This is a genomic window from Metasolibacillus meyeri, from assembly GCF_003049505.1.
Lineage (GTDB): Bacteria > Bacillota > Bacilli > Bacillales_A > Planococcaceae > Metasolibacillus > Metasolibacillus meyeri.
Window position 1 is genome coordinate 1 of the sequence record NZ_PYWN01000002.1, and the last position, 13,693, is coordinate 13,693.

At 36.5% G+C, this 13,693-nt stretch carries 14 protein-coding genes; all 14 read right to left on the reverse strand.

Features of this window, described 5'->3' with window-relative positions; all coding sequences use genetic code 11:
- Window positions 1–532 precede the first annotated feature (532 nt).
- Window positions 533–1,120 (reverse strand): DUF6115 domain-containing protein, encoded by a 588-nt coding sequence (locus C9J34_RS00305; RefSeq protein ID WP_107837855.1) that lies wholly within the window; start codon window positions 1,118–1,120, stop codon window positions 533–535.
- Between the two features lie 8 nt (window positions 1,121–1,128).
- Window positions 1,129–1,434: an RNA polymerase subunit sigma gene (locus C9J34_RS00310; RefSeq protein WP_107837856.1), complete on the reverse strand. Its 306-nt coding sequence runs from the start codon at window positions 1,432–1,434 to the stop codon at window positions 1,129–1,131.
- Window positions 1,435–1,446: 12 nt separating this feature from the next.
- Window positions 1,447–2,217, reverse strand: a complete 771-nt coding sequence (locus C9J34_RS00315) for a FliA/WhiG family RNA polymerase sigma factor (protein WP_411830042.1) — start codon at window positions 2,215–2,217, stop codon at window positions 1,447–1,449.
- Window positions 2,218–2,510: 293 nt separating this feature from the next.
- On the reverse strand, window positions 2,511–2,879 hold the full coding sequence (locus tag C9J34_RS00320) for a multidrug transporter (protein WP_238600527.1): 369 nt from the start codon (window positions 2,877–2,879) through the stop codon (window positions 2,511–2,513).
- Window positions 2,879–3,376 (reverse strand): chemotaxis protein CheD, encoded by a 498-nt coding sequence (locus C9J34_RS00325; RefSeq protein ID WP_107837857.1) that lies wholly within the window; start codon window positions 3,374–3,376, stop codon window positions 2,879–2,881. The genes C9J34_RS00320 and C9J34_RS00325 overlap by 1 nt, the downstream gene beginning before the upstream one ends.
- The gene (locus tag C9J34_RS00330) at window positions 3,377–4,009 is read right to left on the reverse strand and encodes a chemotaxis protein CheC (RefSeq protein ID WP_107837858.1); all 633 of its coding nucleotides are present in this window, start codon (window positions 4,007–4,009) and stop codon (window positions 3,377–3,379) included.
- A gap of 57 nt (window positions 4,010–4,066) precedes the next feature.
- Window positions 4,067–4,513, reverse strand: a complete 447-nt coding sequence (locus C9J34_RS00335; RefSeq protein ID WP_107837859.1) for a chemotaxis protein CheW — start codon at window positions 4,511–4,513, stop codon at window positions 4,067–4,069.
- A 24-nt stretch (window positions 4,514–4,537) separates the two neighbouring features.
- Window positions 4,538–6,580: a chemotaxis protein CheA gene (locus tag C9J34_RS00340; protein ID WP_107837860.1), complete on the reverse strand. Its 2,043-nt coding sequence runs from the start codon at window positions 6,578–6,580 to the stop codon at window positions 4,538–4,540.
- 14 nt (window positions 6,581–6,594) lie between these two features.
- Window positions 6,595–7,674 (reverse strand): protein-glutamate methylesterase/protein-glutamine glutaminase, encoded by a 1,080-nt coding sequence (locus tag C9J34_RS00345; RefSeq protein WP_238600530.1) that lies wholly within the window; start codon window positions 7,672–7,674, stop codon window positions 6,595–6,597.
- Between the two features lie 51 nt (window positions 7,675–7,725).
- Window positions 7,726–8,598 (reverse strand): MinD/ParA family protein, encoded by an 873-nt coding sequence (locus C9J34_RS00350; RefSeq protein ID WP_107837862.1) that lies wholly within the window; start codon window positions 8,596–8,598, stop codon window positions 7,726–7,728.
- Window positions 8,595–9,773, reverse strand: a complete 1,179-nt coding sequence (gene flhF, locus C9J34_RS00355) for a flagellar biosynthesis GTPase FlhF (RefSeq protein WP_107837863.1) — start codon at window positions 9,771–9,773, stop codon at window positions 8,595–8,597. Before flhF ends, C9J34_RS00350 begins: the two co-directional genes overlap by 4 nt.
- Window positions 9,770–11,803, reverse strand: a complete 2,034-nt coding sequence (flhA, locus tag C9J34_RS00360) for a flagellar biosynthesis protein FlhA (protein ID WP_107837864.1) — start codon at window positions 11,801–11,803, stop codon at window positions 9,770–9,772. Before flhA ends, flhF begins: the two co-directional genes overlap by 4 nt.
- A gap of 23 nt (window positions 11,804–11,826) precedes the next feature.
- Complete coding sequence (gene flhB, locus C9J34_RS00365; protein ID WP_107837865.1) at window positions 11,827–12,915, reverse strand: flagellar biosynthesis protein FlhB; 1,089 nt, start codon at window positions 12,913–12,915, stop codon at window positions 11,827–11,829.
- Between the two features lies 1 nt (window position 12,916).
- Complete coding sequence (fliR, locus tag C9J34_RS00370; RefSeq protein WP_107837866.1) at window positions 12,917–13,693, reverse strand: flagellar biosynthetic protein FliR; 777 nt, start codon at window positions 13,691–13,693, stop codon at window positions 12,917–12,919.

The window sequence follows — 13,693 nt, forward strand, 5'->3', positions numbered from 1 at the left end:
CTAATTAATTTCCCCTAAAAAGAAGGGATTATTTATCTTAAATAGATGTTTAACAAATATAAATAAAATTAGAAAAAAGGAAATAATAGATAAATATTCTTAAGTTTTTAACAATGTTTTTTATCGTTCTCTTTATTCAATGTTCATTCAAAGGCAGTAGGTACTCATACATTTTTGTTTTATCGATTAGATAAATCTAAAACTACTAACACTGTTCGGTTTAATAAAGGCGAAACTATTTGGTTCTTATGGAACAACGTCTCTCCACACTAATATTGCCATTCTGAGCGGGACAACAAAGATTTATAGATATCACGCAATCCCTCATGGAGATCTCGATGGACATTATGTAATAGCGCTACTATCATCTTGTAGCTCTTTGTAGCGATGGAAATGGTGAAAAAAGATGCGAGAGTGGAGGTAAAATTTTCTATCAATAAGATTTTTCAAACTAAAGAAAGTAAGTTATCAGTAAAAACACAAATAGCTAACAGGAAGTGTAAGTATTCTCCCACATTTCCTGTTAGCTCCACTAGGAATGAAACTTAATTAAAAGCTCCACTTCCGTCTTACCTTTTTGTGTTTGCTTAGCGATTTCTTCGATGGATTGCCCATTTTTATACATAGCAATCATTTGCTGCTCAGGCGTTAATGGTTCTGGCTTTGGTGCTAGTGGCTCTGTTTTTTCTAGCTCGGGCTTTAATGTTGAAGGTTGTTGCCTTTCAGGTTCCTGTCTCTTTTGCTGTTTATAAATGTTTGCTGCAATATTTTTCGGAACAAACGCTTTCTTGTCGATTGCTATTTGCTCTTTTAAAACGGTTTCAGAAAGCTGCTCGTGCTTTATTTCCAAAACAGCTGCAGCAGCTTCTTGCTCCACCTGCTTTATTTTTGGAATGGTATTTTTGGCTGCCGTTAATTCATGCAGTAGGCGATCGTTCTCCTCCCGCATTTCGATTAAATATACGCCTATCGCATCGTCCATTTCCTGCATGAGCTGATCCTGTCTAACTTCTAAGTCTTTAAATTTCGCTACTTTATTATTTAGTAATACAATTAAATAAAATATAATAAGTTGCGAAATAATAAGCCCTATTATTAACATACTAATAACTGAATTCATAGATTCTCCTATCCGCTGTAGTCAATAAAATTTCCTTTAAACGGGTGATGTGCCTTCACTTTTTCTTCTTCCTTTTGCTTTTTTTTGTTTTGCTTTTTGGCATTTGCCCCATTTTCGCTTTCTTCTTCATCCGAAATGGCATCTAAATTTTCCGTATCATTGACAGCCTTTTGCTTTCGCTCTAATTCTTTTTTTAGGGCCTCATTTGCATGCATTTGTTGAAGTATATTATTTTGATGCTGCTGGTCAGCCATTTTTCCCGCATCAAATGTTTTAGGAATCGCAATTTGTAATTCTACGCCTTTTAAACTCATACTCCCCACTCCCTATGAATTAATTACTTCTGGTGATAAAAACTTACGTAATTTCAACAGTGCCTTCGAATGAATTTGCGATATTCGCGAAGTAGACAAATCTAACATTTCACCAATTTCTGTAAGCGTCATTTCTTCTGAATAGAACAAACTCACTACAAGCTGCTCTTTTTCATTCAACTTTTCAATGTTGCGGCCTAAATCAGCTAATAACTCATTATGCACAATTTCCTGTTCTGGTGTTCGAGTATCGTCATCACGTATAACAAATGTTTTTCCTTCTAGCTCTTCTTGATCTTGTTGCTCGTTAATGGATAGCACATTTGAAAAAAAATGCTCTTGAACTGTTTGATATACTTCTTCAATAGGTAATTCCATATGCTCCGCTAATTCTTCAGGGGTAGCATGGCGCATTAGCTTTTGCTCAAGCTCTTCAATTTGCGCTTCAAGCTTCTTAGCCTTTTCTCGCGCTGAGCGTGGTAGCCAGTCTTCCTTACGTAAACCATCTATAATCGCTCCCCTTACACGAAACGATGCATATGTGTCGAATTTTAAATCTCTCTTTATATCAAATTTATTTAAAGCATCAAATAAACCCATCATCCCTAGGCTATACAAATCATCCCTAGAAACGTTTTTCGGTAATCCAGCCCCGATACGCTGCACATGATAAGATACAAGCGGCTTATATTTTTTTATCAATTGATTACCTGCATCTACATCTCGCTCTATCGTCCAGCTATGCCAAAGATTTTGCTCATCATTTAACATCGATTGTGTCACACGTATCCACCTCTCTTTGAAATCAATTATGCCTCTCAAGTCCAGATTCCCAGACGACTTAGGGGAAATACACTGCATGAACTTTGCGGCTTTATCTTGAGTCAATGACCTACCACTCATTGACTCAAGATAAAGCATTATTATTGTTATTATATCAAATTCAAGCATATTTTTCATATGTACATTAAACACTTTCTTACAAAAAAAGAACTGTTCAGAAAATTTTCGCTTTTCCTAAACAGTTCTTAGTTTTATTGACCTTGCCGCTACCTTCACTATATCCATCAAGAAAATTAGCTATTGACCGTTTTATCTTCTTTATGCATCATCGTGCGTACAACCTGTGCAATGTCCTCTGTACTTTCATCAGCAAATTCGACTGTTGACGTAGCATTTTGTTGAATAAATGGTTGCTTTTCTTGTGAAGTTGTATGGACATCTTCCACGGCTTGTTCACTAAAGACAATTTCTTCCGGCGTATAAAAAATATATCCTAAAAAATGACGTAATGGAAATGCAACGACAAAGGCGATTAACGCAACACCTAATGCAGTTAATATCGTTGGAATCGGCAACGCCAATGGATTTTGAATAGCATATATAAAGTAAGCCGTAAAGCTAATTAATGCAATCCAACAATTAATTAAAATTGAACCAAGCATTATATTTCACTCACCCCTCGGTTCACTGTACGAATATTTAACATATTCGTAACAGGATTGAATTCAATTGTTCTACCACTATTTCCACCTGTGTCCTCTGCAATAAGAGGAATTTTATATTTGCTCAGTTCATTTTTCACAGCTTCTACATTGCGTGGACCAATGCGCATTGAACTTTTATCAGACGTAAATTGGAACATTTGTGCACCGCCAGCAATTTTCGCTTTTAGTTTAAATGTTTGGACACCTTCAGCTTTTAATAAATCTAGTAATGCTTTAATACCTGTATCAGCAAATTTTGCTACATTTGTTGCATCTACTTTACCTAAACTCGAATCAGGAAGCATAACGTGAATTAAACCAGCGATTTGTTTCGTTTCATCATAAATGACAACACCGACACACGATCCTAAACCAGATGTACGAATCGTGTTAGGTGCCTTTACTACATCCATTTGTGCAATGCCTACTTTAATGATTGTGTTAGTTGTAAACATCTAAGATACACCTAACGCTTTAAAAATTGTTGCAAATGAATCTGGATCTGGTAACAAGAAGAAATGCCCGTGTGTGGCTTCCTCTACAGCAATATCTTCTTCGAAAATGGATGTGTTAATAACGATAACATGGTCGCTCACTTGGGATAACTCGATTAAGCCTGTACTAATAATAGCGCCAAACATGTCAACACTTAAGCCCGGTACAGTCGGATAGATTTTCAATTTCGTAAAATCGGATAAGGCTGATAAATAAGAGCCTGATAAAATATTGCCCATTTCCTGCATCGCTGACAAGGCTAGCTCTGAAACAGGTGCCTTATAAAAATCAAACGCATCCTCATGAATTAAGCGACGAATAAAACGGTTTGCTTGTTCAATCGGTAAAATGAAAAACATGCTCCCTTCAATGTCTCCCTCAATTCGTAAGAAAACACCAACTACTACCGTTTCAGAGCCTCCTGCTAGCTCCATCATATGATCAAAGGTTACCATCTCGACTTTAGGTACTTGCATATCAATTTTTTTACTTAATAAATCGGATAAGGCCGTTGCCGCATGTGCAGCACCAATATTACCGATTTCTTTTAGTACATCTAAATGTAGTGAAGTAATTTTTTGATTAAAATTCATTTCATATCCCTACTTTAAGTAGCCTCTAAATAGATTACACTTTTTAAAGACATCATTTTAGCTTAATGGATTTAATACTCTGTCTAAATGCAATAAAATTAATAAACGATTGTCTAGCTTCGCAACACCTGAAATAAACTCTTCTTCTAAAGAACCAACAACTTCTGGTTGTTGCTCAATCGAGCCTGCTGCAATATCTAACACGTCATTAGCTGAATCGACAACAAAGCCTACTTCCATATCCTCTAATGTAATAATAATAATACGTGCTGCATCTTCTTCGCCTAAAATTGGTAAATTAAAACGCTCACGCAAATCGATAATTGGTGTTACAACACCGCGTAAATTAATAACACCTTTTACATAAGGCTGCGTTTTAGGCACACGCGTAATATGCATTAATTTTTCAATTCCTTGCACATGTGAAACAGGAATCGCATATTCTTTATCTGCTAATTGAAAAACAATTACTTTAATATATTCTTGTTCAACAGCATTTGTCATAGTTTACACCTCTTCTTATCCTTATCACTTCATTAGCGCATTACAATCAACAATTAATGCTACTTTTCCGTTTCCTAAAATTGTCGCACCTGAAATTGCGAAGATATTCGTTAAGTAATTCCCTAAAGATTTTAACACGATTTCTTGCTGCCCAATGAAAGAATCAACAACTAAACCAGCAAGCTTTTCACCTTTACGTACTATCACTACAGAATAGAATTCATCATCTTGCGTTTCTGTACGAGGTACTTCGAAAATTTCATCTAAGAATACAAGTGGCACTACTTTGCCACGGAAATCAATTACTTTTTGATTATGTGCATTTAAAATTTCCGAATGGCGAATAATTGATGTTTCAATAATGGATGATAGTGGAATTGCATAAATTTCTTTTTCAATCTCTACAAGCATTACAGAAATAATCGATAATGTTAAAGGTAATTGAATCGAGAATGTTGAACCAACACCTTCAGTAGAATCAATCGAAATATTTCCACCTAATGACTCAATTGTTGTTTTTACAACATCCAGTCCCACACCACGACCTGAGATATCAGAAATTACATCTGCTGTTGAGAAGCCAGAAGCTAAGATTAACTCATTCGTTTGCTTATCTGATAGTGTTTTCGCTGTTTCGGCTGTAATAACACCTTTAGAAATTGCTTTTTCCAATACCTTTTCACGGTTAATCCCTGCACCATCATCTTCAATTTCAATAAATACATAGTTTCCACTATGGAACGCACGTAGCTGTACTGTTCCTTCCTCTGGCTTCCCTTTCGCCATACGAACCTCTGGACTTTCGATACCATGGTCAAGCGAGTTGCGAATTAAGTGTACAAGTGGATCGCCAATTTCATCAATAACTGTACGGTCTAACTCTGTTTCTGCTCCAATAATTTCTAAAGTAATTTTCTTATTTAAATCACGGGATAATTGACGCACCATTTTCGGGAAGCGGTTAAATACCGTTTCCACTTGTACCATGCGCATTGTTAATACGATATTTTGTAAATCACCCATTACACGGCTCATACGCTCTACCGTTTCATTTAATTCTTGGTGATTTACTTCTGCAGAAATAGATTGTAAACGTCCACGGTCGATCACAAGCTCCTCAAACAGATTCATTAAAATATCAAGACGCTCGATATTTACACGAATCATTTTATTTGAAACTTGCCCACCTGATTTGCTGTTGGATGATTGTGCTTTAGCTACTGGCTCTGGTGCTGCCTTCACTATTTCTTGCTGCGCTTGCGGCACAACTTCAACTACTTCCGCAATTTTTTCGTTCTTTACATCCTCTTGTGTTAAAGGTACAACAATCACTTCTTCTACTTCAGAAACCTTCATTAATTTCTTTTGTAAGTCATCGGCTGACTCTTTTGAAATATAAGCAATGTGGAATGTTTGGTCAAATTGTTCCTCTTCTAAGCTATCAACTGCGGGAACAGATTTAATAACATCTCCGTTTTTTTCTAAAATCTCAAATACCATGAAAACACGTGCTGCTTTTAATAAGCAATCTTCACGCAATGTAACAGAAATTTCATACGCACAATGATCCTGTTCAATCGACTGCGCTAACACTGTTTTTTCAAAATCATCATATTCTAGCTTTGATTCATGTTGCACAATTGTAGCGGCTGTTTCTTCCGATGCTAAAGCTACTTTTGCTACATCTTCGCCTGCTTCAATACGCTTAAGCTGCTCAACTGTAGCTTGTACATCGCGCTTGCCATCTCCACCGCCCGCTATATCCATTACCATTTCTTCTAAATGATCAACAGATTCGAAAACAACATCTAAAATTTCTGGCGTTACTTGGATTTTTGCATTGCGAATAGCATCTAAAACATTTTCCATCTTGTGCGTCAAATCTGCTAAGTCCTCGAAGCCCATTGTTGCAGACATACCTTTTAATGTATGTGCTGAACGGAAAATTTCATTAACAATCGATAAATCTGCTGGATTTTTTTCCAGTTCTAATAAATGCTCACTACATGCTTGTAAATGTTCTTTACTTTCTTCGATGAACATTTCTAAATATTGATTCACTTCCATATGAAGGCACCCCTTTAGTACATATATTTCATAATTGTTTGTGCAATCTCATCTACATCTACCACTTCATCCACAAGCTGCGTTTCTACTGCTGCTTTTGGCATACCGTAAACGATACAAGTATCTGCAGATTCAGCAATCGCTCTTACATTACCTGATTTCTTCAATGCTTTTAAACCACTTGCACCATCTTGCCCCATACCTGTCATAATCACCGCAATTTTGTCCATATCATGACAGTTACTAACATCTTCAAACATTACATCTACTGATGGGCGATGTCCTGATCTTGGTGGCTCCGTTTGATCGAGAACAATGCCGTAGGATGTTCCAATTTTGCGAAGCTTTAAGTGGTAGCCCCCAGGTGCAATGTAGGCAACGCCTTCTTTTAAAATATCGCCTTGCTCCGCTTCTTTTACATGAATATTGCTTAATTGATTTAAACGATTTGCTAAAGATTTAGTAAAGCCTGCTGGCATATGCTGTACAATTAAAATTGGTGCATGGACGTTTTCAGGAATTTTCGTAATCACTTCTTGTAAAGCACGGGGTCCTCCTGTAGATGTACCAATTAAAATAATTTTTTTAGATACTTTATTCCACTCTTTTTTATTTGGAATAGGCGTCACCGTTACTGGTTGCTGCTTTTTAATTGGTGGTGTATTAAACGATTTTTCCACCTTAAATGTGTCTCTTTTATAAGTTGTTTCCAACGGCCTTTTTAGCTTCGTAACAGAAATGTTTGCAGCCGCTTCAACCTTTTGAACTAGCTCCTCTTTGATTTTATGTAAATCAAGAGAAATCGTACCACTCGTTTTAGCCACAAAATCTACAGCACCATATTCCATCGCTGTTAATGTATTTTCCGTTCCTTGTTTTGTCGTACTTGAGAGCATCACCACAGGAACAGGACATTTATTCATTATCTCTCTTAATGCTTCTAACCCATTCATTTCAGGCATCTCCACATCCATCGTGACAACATTTGGCTGTAGTTGCTGTATTTTTTCAATTGCATCTTTTCCATTGCGCGCTGTTCCAACCACTTCAATAGTTAAATTATCATTGAAGAAGTCACCAACTAACTTTCTCATAAAAGCTGAGTCATCTACGATAAGTAGCTTTTTCTTACTTGAAAATCTCAACTAATCACGCCCTTTCGAAAAAATACTTCTCAGTTTCGTTAAAAAATTATTTGAATGTTTCGGTGCATGTATTTCGTCTGTTGTTTCTTGTAAAAAGCGGTGCACAATTTGTTGCATCGTTTTAGAAATAGGGGCATTTGGATATAAAATAGTAAATGGTACTTGCTCCCTAACAGCCTTCCTCACTACAGGATCTTCTGGCAGTGAACCAAGCGATACGACTTCCTTCGACATAAACTTTTGCATAGCTCCATTTAGACGACTTAGCGTATCTTGCCCCTCTTCTTTTGACATAACGCGATTGCATAATACATAAAATGTTTTTTCATTGTCCTTTAAATGAATAAATTTCATCATCGAATAGGCATCCATAATAGCGGTTGGTTCTGCTGTAGAAATAACAATAATTTCATCAATTGATGCTAATAAATCAAGCGACCAGTTTGTTGCACCAGCCCCCATATCGAATAAAATATAATCGAATGATTGTTGGAGCTGTCTAAATGCGGTAATAAGTGCTTCAAACATGGCATCAGACCATTCAACTAATGCTGACATACCTGAGCCACCTGAAATGTAACGTACGCCATTTGGTCCTTCAAAAATCGCTTGCTCAAGCGTCACATTACCTTGCAAATAATCTTTCAAACTATATTCTGTCGTTCTTCCAAAAAGAATATGAATGTTGCCCATACCGATATCCATGTCTAAAATAACAACTTTTTTTCCTTCTTTTGCTAATAATGCCGCAAAATTCGTTGTAAAATTACTTTTTCCTACACCGCCTTTACCGCTTACTATCGCTAATGATTTTCCAAGAGCACCTTGACTTTCTAACATTTTCATTCGTAAAATTTCCGCTTGATCTCTCATGTAAGTTCTCCTTGAAAGAACAATTCAAATAATTTTTCTAAACTTGGCTCCTCTATATCCTCTGGTACTTCTTGCCCATTTGTATAGTAAGCAAGTCCTTTCTTATATTTAATCATTAAATTGAACATTGTGCCAATAGAATTTGTCTCATCTAGCTTCGTAAAAATAAACTTTTCGACATGAATTTGATTAAATTGCTTAATAATTAGATCTAAATCCTGTTCTTTCGACGTTAATGATAGCACTAAAAATGTTTGTACATCCTCTCCAAAATTAATAAGGCGCTGTAAATCGGTAATGTACTTTGCTTCTTTATAATTTCGTCCTGCTGTATCAATAAACACTAAATCTAAATGGGCAAATTTTTCAATTGCTGCTTTATAATCTTCAGCGCTATAAACAATTTCAATCGGGACTTGTAATAAACCAGCATATGTTTTCAACTGCTCAATTGCTGCAATACGATACGTATCTGTCGTAATAAAGCCGACCCGCTTCTTCTTTTCTAACACAGCTCTTGCAGCCATTTTAGCGATTGTTGTTGTTTTCCCTACACCTGTAGGGCCAAGTACATTAATATATTTCCGCTCATACGACACGCCACCTATTTCAACATCTCTTAGTTGTCGTTCTAATATGCGCTTTGCCGCTGCTTGTAAATCATCAAAATAAACCGCATCAATATGTTCAATATGAACAAAAAGCTCATCACTAATTTGTGTGATGAGCTCTTCATTCAGCTCTTGCTGTTTCAAATAATCGATAAAGCGCAAGAGTTCATCTGGGTATTTTGACTGAATGGATTGTCGATGTAAAGATTGCATAATTGATTTTAAATCTGCTATTTCTTTTTTTAATTCATTGGTTGCGATAGAATCATCTTCGATCAGTGTTTTTTTAACAGTGACTTGCTCTGTTTCTTTCGCTATAGTGGGTGCAGTGGCTTGCATTATCGGCTTCAAAGATTGCAAATCTTGCAAAGGTGGAAAAACGGGCTTCGCTTCCACCTTATCAATACCTGCCACAACTTCAAAGCTCTTCTTTTTAACTAAACCAAAAAACTTTTTATCTACTACGACCTTTGAATTTAAAATTACCGCATCATCACCGAGGTCAGCACGAATTAGTTTCATTGCTTCAGCTATTGATGGTGCATTATATTTTTTCATCTTCATTCCACATTCACCACTCCAACACTTTGAATTTCCACAGCTGCATCAAGCTCGTTATAGCTTAAAATAGGAATTTGTGGGAAGTAGCGTTCCGTTAACTGACGCAAATACATACGCACGCCTGGTGAACATAAAATTAACGGAGATTGTTCCATATAGGATACGCGCTCTACTTCCTTCGCAATTGTTTCAAGCACCAACTGAGAATCATGTGGATCCATCGCTAAATAATTACCGTGGTCTGTTTGCTGAATACTGTCCGCAACTAATTTTTCCACTTTCGCTGAAACGGTAATTACTTTAAGCGCTGGTTGACCGTTGACGTATTGCGTCGTAATTTGTCTTGCAAGTGCTTGTCTTACATATTCAGTTAAAATATCCGTATCACTTGTTAGCTTTGAATAGTCTGCTAACGTTTCAAAAATAATTGGTAAATTACGAATCGATACATTTTCTTTTAACAATTTGCTAAGTACCTTTTGAATTTCGCCAATTGATAGTGGCGTAGGTGTTAATTCTTCTACTAAAATAGCATGTGTTTCACGTAAATGATCGATTAACTGCTTCGTTTCTTGTCGTCCAAGCAATTCATAAGCATTTGCTCGAATCATCTCTGTTAAATGCGTCGACACAACACTTGGAGGGTCAACAACTGTATAGCCAAGCATTTCGGCCTCTTCTTTCACTTGCTCTGTAATCCATTTTGCAGGTAACCCGAAAGATGGTTCAATTGTATCGATACCTTCAATACTATCATCATCACCAGGACTCATTGCTAAATAATGATCTAATAGAAGCTCACCACGTGCCATTTCATTACCTTTAATTTTAATGCGATATTCATTTGGTTGTAATTGTATATTATCACGAATTCGCACAACAGGGATAACAATACCTAGTTCTAATGCTAACTGACGGCGAATCATTACAACGCGGTCTAATAAATCTCCACCTTGCGTGGCATCAACGAGTGGAATTAAGCCATAGCCAAACTCAAACTCGATTGGATCAACACTTAATAAATTGACGACATTTTCAGGACTTTTCATTGTATCTGTCGCCACTTCCTCCTCTAGTTCAAGCAGGTCCTCAGGGCTATCTTCTTTCTTGTGATCCATTAACCATGCACTAATTGCTAAAGTTGCAGCAATTGGAATCGTAATCCAAAATGGAATTGGTGTGAATAAACCAAGTAAGAAAATCGTAGCACCTGCTACATAAAGCAATTTAGATTGTGCAAATAATTGCTTTGTAATATCTTCGCCTAAGTTACCATCCGATGCTGCTCGCGTTACAACGATACCTGTTGCAGTTGAAATCAACAGTGCTGGAATTTGTGATACAAGACCATCACCGACGGTTAAGATAGAGAATTTATTTGCTGCTTCGCCAAAGCTTAAACCTAAGTTCAACATCCCGATAATCATACCAAATAATAGATTAATAAATACCATGATAATCGAGGCGATTGCATCCCCTTTTACGAATTTTGTAGCACCGTCCATCGCTCCGTAAAAGTCCGATTCTCCCGCAACTTTATCACGGCGTTCACGCGCTTCCTTTTCAGAAATAATACCGGCATTTAAATCTGCATCGATACTCATCTGCTTACCAGGCATTGCATCTAATGTGAAGCGTGCTGCTACCTCAGCTACACGCTCAGCTCCCTTAGTAATAACGATAAATTGAATAATAACTAACAGCATGAAAATAACTAAACCGACTAAAATATTACCACCAGTTACGAAATTACCAAACGTATCTACAACGTCACCAGCATCACCATTGGCTAAAATCGCTCGTGTTGTAGAAACACTCAATCCTAAACGGAATAATGTTAATAGTAAAATAACGGATGGAAAAATAGAAAAGTCTAAGGCTTCTTTCATATTCATGGCTGTTAATAACACAAGTAAGGCCAGCGTTATATTAATAATAATAAGAAAGCTTAACAACCACGTAGGTAGAGGGATAATGAGCATAGCTACTACTAAAATAACCGCAGCTAAAACCCCTATATCGCGAATTTTCATTACTTTCCCTCCTGCATCGGTACTCAAATTTTGCGTTTAATACGGTACACATACGCTAAAATTTCTGCTACTGCTTTAAAAAATTCTTCTGGTACGGCATCACCAATTTCCACTTGATCATACATCGCACGTGCTAACGCTCGATTTTCTACCATGATGACATCATTTTCTTTTGCAATCATTTTAATCTTTTGTGCAACAAAGTCTGTGCCTTTTGCGACGACCCGAGGTGCCTCCATGCTATCTTCATCATATTTTAATGCAATAGCAAAGTGGGTTGGGTTTGTAATAACAACGTCGGCTGAAGGTATTTCCTGCATCATACGGCGCATCGCCATTTCACGTTGGCGTTGCTTAATTTTTGATTTAATTAAAGGGTCACCTTCGCTATTTTTATGCTCATCTTTAATGTCCTGCTTAGACATTTTTAATTGCTTTTCATATTCATATTTTTCATATAGATAATCTAACAATGCGATGAATACAAGCATTAAGGCGGCTGCAAGCCCCATAATTCCAGTCAAATAAGCTACCGTCCCTAAAGTCTCCCACGGACTTTTAAAAGCAAGAGATAATACATTTTCCAAATTCACCCATATAACAGTCGTTGTTACCGCTCCGATAAAAGACACTTTTAACAGCGATTTAATTAAATTAATAATCGCTCTGAGCGAAATGATCTTCTTTATCCCTTTAATCGGGTCCATTTTTTTTAAGTCTAATTTCAATGTTTCCGTTGTAAATAAAAGTCCAAATTGAAAATAGTTAGCTCCAATACCTGCAACAATCGCAACTAGCATAATCGGCAAAACAAGCTTTGCCATTTCTTTCAAAGTTTCAAAATACAGCTCCATTACTATTTCTATTGTTATTGATTCGACCAAGAGATTACGCTCAAATGCTTGATTTAAAAAGCCCATTATCCCTTTAAACATAAATGGGGCAATAACAAATAAAAAGATGAACATAAGTAGTAATAAAACAGCTGCTGTTACATCTTGGCTTTTTAATACTTGTCCTTTTTTTCGCGCATCTTGACGTTTTTTAGGCGTCGCTTTTTCTGTTTTCTCACCAGCAAAAAATTGGAGATCTAGTGTAATATACAGTTTCACGTTAGCCACCACCTAAAAGAAACATTAAATCTCGTAAGTGTACAATCATCATTTCAATCAATTTTTGCATAACGCCTACCATAACACCCATCATAATAATTAAAACGATAAAACCTACTGCAATTTTAATTGGGAAGCCAATGACAAAAATACTTAGTTGCGGTACAGTTTTCCCCGTAATACCGAGTGCCACTGTTACTAAAAATAGCGTTGCAATTATTGGAGCTGACATTTGAAAGGCAATCGCAAATACAGCTGTAAATGTTCTTAATATAAAATCCGCTGTCGCTTCATTGCCGAAATTAGGGAACAATTGATTCATCGGCATAAATTGATAACTATAAAAAATACCATCTAGCAATAAATGATGTCCGTTTATTGCTAACATCGTTAACAAGGCTAGGAAGTTAAAAAATTGCCCCATTAGTGGACTTTGAGTACCTGTTTGTGGATCAATAATATTAGCCATTGCAAAGCCCATTTGGAAATCGATAAAGCCACCAGCAATTTGCACTGCCGACATAATTATATAGGCGATTAACCCTAGCATTAAACCAATAATAGCTTCTTTTAATACGAGTAATATGTAAGTACCATCAAATGCAATTACCTCGTATGAATATGTATAATACATAATCAATGATAATGCGAACGCCAAGGCAATTCTCATTTGAGGCGGTATTGTGCGATATGAAAATAATGGGACTGACACAAAGAAAGCAGATACACGAACAAAAATCAGTAGTAGCACAGTTATTTTAGGAACTAATTCTACCAT